The organism is Candidatus Aegiribacteria sp. (genome assembly GCA_021108005.1).
Lineage (GTDB): Bacteria > Fermentibacterota > Fermentibacteria > Fermentibacterales > JCC-6 > Aegiribacteria.
Genome location: JAIORS010000133.1, coordinates 1 through 5,173, shown reverse-complemented (window position 1 = coordinate 5,173; position 5,173 = coordinate 1). Strand labels below are relative to the sequence as shown.

General features: G+C 41.9%; 6 protein-coding genes. 4 read left to right on the top strand and 2 right to left on the bottom strand.

Annotation, left to right across the window (positions count from 1 at the left end):
- The first annotated feature begins 123 nt into the window (after window positions 1-123).
- Together K8S15_07885 and K8S15_07880 are read left to right on the top strand one after the other, a co-directional pair.
- A complete protein-coding gene (locus K8S15_07885; protein MCD4775957.1) occupies window positions 124-378 on the top strand; it encodes a hypothetical protein in 255 nt (84 codons plus the stop codon).
- A 133-nt stretch (window positions 379-511) separates the two neighbouring features.
- Complete coding sequence (locus tag K8S15_07880) at window positions 512-1,876, top strand: ATP-binding protein (protein ID MCD4775956.1); 1,365 nt, start codon at window positions 512-514, stop codon at window positions 1,874-1,876.
- A 551-nt stretch (window positions 1,877-2,427) separates the two neighbouring features.
- Here the strand turns inward: K8S15_07880 and K8S15_07875 are convergent.
- Complete coding sequence (locus tag K8S15_07875; GenBank protein MCD4775955.1) at window positions 2,428-3,270, bottom strand: nucleotidyltransferase domain-containing protein; 843 nt, start codon at window positions 3,268-3,270, stop codon at window positions 2,428-2,430.
- Between the two features lie 356 nt (window positions 3,271-3,626).
- On the opposite strand from K8S15_07875, the gene K8S15_07870 reads away from it, so the two are divergent.
- Window positions 3,627-4,184: a SocA family protein gene (locus K8S15_07870; GenBank protein ID MCD4775954.1), complete on the top strand. Its 558-nt coding sequence runs from the start codon at window positions 3,627-3,629 to the stop codon at window positions 4,182-4,184.
- A 3-nt stretch (window positions 4,185-4,187) separates the two neighbouring features.
- On the top strand, window positions 4,188-4,604 hold the full coding sequence (locus K8S15_07865) for a hypothetical protein (GenBank protein MCD4775953.1): 417 nt from the start codon (window positions 4,188-4,190) through the stop codon (window positions 4,602-4,604).
- 121 nt (window positions 4,605-4,725) lie between these two features.
- Here the strand turns inward: K8S15_07865 and K8S15_07860 are convergent.
- Window positions 4,726-5,173 (bottom strand): DUF4143 domain-containing protein (locus K8S15_07860; GenBank protein ID MCD4775952.1); only part of this gene is annotated, 448 nt, incomplete at its 5' end.

The window sequence follows — 5,173 nt, the reverse complement described above, 5'->3', positions numbered from 1 at the left end:
CAGTCACCTCTGTGTTTAAACGGATGAACCGCTCCAGGAGATTTTGCCGGATAATCGGGACACTTTGCAACAGAAGACGTTACCATATCGTTGTCTCCGGCAGCAACGCCAGGTTATTGGAACTTGAAGTTTCGACTGAGCTTCTCAGGAGAGGACGCAAATTCTGTTACTATAGGGGAAAAGGGAAACCGCATAAGAGTATTTGAACTTAAAGCATCGAAAGCTCCAAAACCCGGAAAGGGGTTCTGGACGCTGCTTGAATCTCTCAAACCCGAGATGGCTGCAGTTGTATCTCCCGTTGAGCAGCCATATTTGTACAGGCAAGGCGTCAGTGTAGAGAATTTGCATTCACTGGGACAGATGCTGCTGTCGGATTAAACCGGAAAAGGGCTATAGAACTGAAAACGAGTGAATGGAAGAACAATTCATCCTTATTGTAGTGAAAACAACCCTTGATAATAGCCATGTAATGGTTATAATACCATCATGGAATGGCCATTGGGGGTAAAAGATGCATCGTAAAGCTTTGGATTACCTGGTTGAATGGAAAGACAGGAAATCGCGAAAGCCATTAGTCATACGCGGCGCAAGGCAGGTTGGAAAAACATGGCTTGCCCGCGAACTTGCTGATACCTGTTTTGACAATCTGGTTGAAATTAACTTCGAATATGAAATTGAAGCGTCTTCTCTCTTTGAATCTCGCAATCCGGAAGAGATCGTTTCGCTTCTGGAAACTCGATACGGTAAAAAGATAGTTCCGGGAAAGACACTTCTGTTCTTAGACGAGATTCAGTCTTCAATAGATGTATTTTCAACACTGAGATACTTTTATGAACTTATGCCCGAACTGCATGTAATCGCGACAGGCTCACTTCTGGAGTTTCATTTTGGGAAGGATGGGATAAATGTTCCCGTGGGCCGTGTTGAATATATGTTTCTGGGGCCAATGGTCTTTGAAGAGTATCTCCATGCTCTTGGGAAGACTGAATTAGTTGAATATCTCGATACATTCACTATTGACAAGATTATTCCCGAAGCTATTCATCTGCATTTATTAAAGCTCTTAACACAGTACATTCTTGTCGGCGGAATGCCTGAATCCATTTCTCTGTATTTGGAGACTGGATCCTACAGAGAGTGTGATATACTGAAGCAGGCAATACTGTCTTCATATATAGATGATTTCGCAAAATATGGTAAAAGAATGAATGTGGACTTGATAAGAGATATTTTCGCAAAACTTCCTTTTCTTGTCGGTTTGAAGTTCAAATATTCAGCAATAAGCAGAACGAGTAGAGCTCGTGATATTAGAAGAATGACATGGAACCTCTTCAAAGCAGGCATAGCTACACCTGTATTCGGTTCCTCATGCAATGGTATTCCGATAAAGTCAGAGAAAAAGGCAGATACATTCAAAATTCTTTTCATCGATGTAGGTTTGCTCTGTCGCGCATGTGGGCTGAACAGTATTGATATGCTTGGAGCCGAGAAATTAATGATGATTAATTCGGGAGCAGTCGCAGAGCAATTTATCGGTCAGCATCTGCTGAGTGAGCGTGAATACTACGAAAAGCCGGAATTGTATTACTGGGCTCGTGAGAAAAAGAACTCTTCAGCTGAAGTCGATTACGTTACTGTATTGGGAAGAAATATCCTGCCTGTAGAGGTTAAAGCCGGTAAAACAGGTTCTCTGAAATCTTTGCATATGTTCCTCATGACAAAAAGAAGAACATTTGGAGTCCGTTTCTATATGGATATGCCATCACATACAGAAAGTGTAACAGGGCTTAGCGGGGAGAATGTGAAGTATAAGCTGCTATCATTACCGCTCTATCTTGTAGGACAGTACAGACGATTATTAGGGAACGCCCATTAACTGCTGATGTGAAGACACTTTCAAACCAGCTTCCAATCTGAGTGTCCAGAGTCAGGTCTTGCATTCATGCATTATTAGCATATTACATATTTGAATTTATTGTAATATGTGTATATGGCTTCCAGCCAGCAAAACAAATTTCTTTATCGAAAATGCATCTTTGAGAAATGGAGATGAAACTTCAGCAGCCAATTATCAGCTGTAAGGTCACATCCATGAATCGGCTCAGTAAGAAGAAGAGTTGAGTTCGCTTCTTTACTGATTTCCGGATAGTAACATTTGCTTGATATCCGCAATGATTATTTCAACGGTATTCAAAGCGTCCACTGCCTCTTCTTTCGTCAATTTACGTCTTGGTTGATCGAGATGTGTGTTCCCATAGAAATCCACATTCCGGACCTACCACAATAAATCAATCTTTGTTCTATGATTGCTCAATAGTACTTTTGCACGTTTTCGACGGGCTGCATGAGTCCTGGAGTCAGATCCATTGATAACAGAAGTCAGGGAGATCCCAGCTGATTTCATCAAGTTTTCAGCTCTTTCAATATCTATATCAGCCATATCTGATCTCCTTCTCTGGCTAATTCGCTTTCCAATGCTGTAATATCTTCACTGAACTGATAATTTATCTCACGCTTGCTTACCGTTGTTCCCTTATGAAGAACAGCCTTAACTTCTCCAATTGCAGTGCGGGCTAATGAATAATAGTAGTCCCTCGCTTCGCCCTGCAGATCATCTGCACGGATGAGGAACTGTTTTGCCTTGTTAACACGATAGAGTAAATACTCCTTTGGAAATGTACGAAGATCCTTTAGGATGTTAAATACGAACATATCACCCTTCAGGACCATACCATTTAAAAGGCTATCCAGTACGACAAAATCTGTCAGGTCTCTTAAGTGCTGTTCCTTATAGTTATGCAATTCGAAACGGTATGGGAGAAAATCGAAACGGTTGGCGTCAATATTTTCACCTACAACACAAATATCAATATCACTTTTCTCAGTTGCCAGTCCCCTGGAAACAGAGCCGAATACGATGAAGACCACAACCTTTTCCTCAACTGCTTTAAAGAACATATCAATGGCGTTTCTGAATGAGGGCTGCAGGTTTGCGTGGCGTTCCAGCATGAACAGGCCCCATAACCGCCTGATCATCTCATGCTCCGTGTTTGCCTGGTATCGTCCTCCGTTGAATTTGCGGATCAGGGCATATTCTCCGAGAATTCCAAGCACCCTCAGTACGCTTGCTCGCGAAGTTTGAAGTGTTGCGGCAAGTACAGTGGGTGAAAAGCTGAGGTAAGGACGTTTCAGAAGTATGCGCAGAAGGCGCCAGGGAACCCTGGTTCCCAGGACATCCTCAAGTTTAAAAATGCTTTCGACTGGTATCATCTATAATACTCCTAGTATCATGGTTGATACTAGTATATTCAGAATTTATGCTGAGTCAAGATAGATTCAATATTGTTAATGTTCTGTGTACCCCCCCTGTGATTATATCTTGAATGAGCCAGTACAGTATCTTCAGGCAAAGAAAGAGTAGTGAACCTGGTTCTTAATTTTGTACGGGTACACAAGTTCCTCATCGAGGATATTTCACAATCGAGGAGCAAAAAGGGCATCTGAGTTGAAGTTGACACAAACCCGAGAGGAAACTTTTCCTCTTTTTCGGGTTTATATTGTGGCATTGACACTACCGTATGGTACTGCTAATATATTTTAAGGTGGTAGTATGAAGAAGGAGGAGCATGGAGAGAATATTTAGAGAAGATAAAGCAACACAAGCTGCTATGTTTTTTTTAAGAGCCAGTGGTGGTGAGATGCCCTACATGAAACTAATCAAGCTTCTCTATCTTGGAGATAGAGCATGTCTCTTGAAATATGGGCATTCTATTTCAAATGATAGATATTTCTCTCTTGACCATGGACCTATTCTCAGCAGAATTCTGGATATAATCAATGAAGGCTCCAGGGATGGTGTTGGGGACTACTGGATTAGTCATATCACTAGGCCTGTCGGCTACGACGTTTTTCTCAGAAATTCCAATTGTCCGACGGATGAATTGTCAGAAGCAGAATGCGAAATACTTTCTGAAGTTTTTGCTGAGCATGGCAATAAAGATAAATGGGAATTGGTTGACTGGATGCACGAAAATATCCCCGAATGGGTGAACCCTGAAGGATCCCGTTCACTGATTTCCTATTCAGATATCTTTATTGCAGAGAAAAGGAGCGCAAGCGAAGCAATTGAAATCGAGAAGGACCTTAGACATATAGCGTTCCTCGATAAATTGACTGCCCTATAGTTTATGCTGGATGTCTCTGCAGGATTTTCTTTTTACTTTGAAGTTCCTGGCGAGCCGAGCAATAATCATATATGGACTGTTGTAACTGATCCTGATTCCACAAATGAAGAAGTTGCTATAGTAAATTTTACTAGTGTGAAGGAAGACAAACCGGTTTATGATGAGACTACGATTGTTGAGCCTTCTGAATTCAGTTCTGTCTTATGTAAACGATCCTACTTGTATTACTTCCATTCAAGAGTTCTAACTGTTGCCAACCTTAATAAAATATTGCAATCAGAATTTGCAGCGAAGAGAGAGTTCTGTCCTCCTGATTTGTGCAGAAGAATACAGGAAGGAATTATTGCGTCTAAACAAACGCCAGCAAAGGTTAAGAAATTTGTTCGTTCATGCTTGCGTTGTGAGCAGGAGATCCATTAGCATTTGAATCGTTGCTGAATACGATCTAAATCCTTACTGGTAAATCACTATTTGATGTCTCGAACTTGCCTGGTTTTGGCAAACTGATCATCAACCACATCCACATCTTCCCGGTATCTGTTCAGATGTCAGAAATTCGTTCTCCGGACATCCCGCCGGCGCTATATAACGGTAAATACTCCAGTTTCTGTTCCGGAAGGGTTTTATATGTACCGTCATACAAAACCAGACCCCGGGGACAGTTGGAGTATTTTCGCAGCAGCATATGAAGGCTTTTCAAGCTTCCGGCTGCTCCGGACTTAACTTCAATCGGATAGATTTTCCCGTTGAATGTAAGAAGATAATCAACCTCGGCACTGCTTCCCCTGGCATCTCGCGACCAGTAGAAAAGATCTGGGCCGTGATAAGCAAGAAGTTCCTGAGCAACGTATTGTTCAGCAAGCTTCCCTCTGAACATTGCCAGTAAATCCTTTCGCTGAAGCTCAAGGTCGACAGGAGTCTGACAGAGTCTTTGCATCAGACCGATATCCAATATGGATGCCTTGAACTTTTTTTGATTGGCAGTTGCC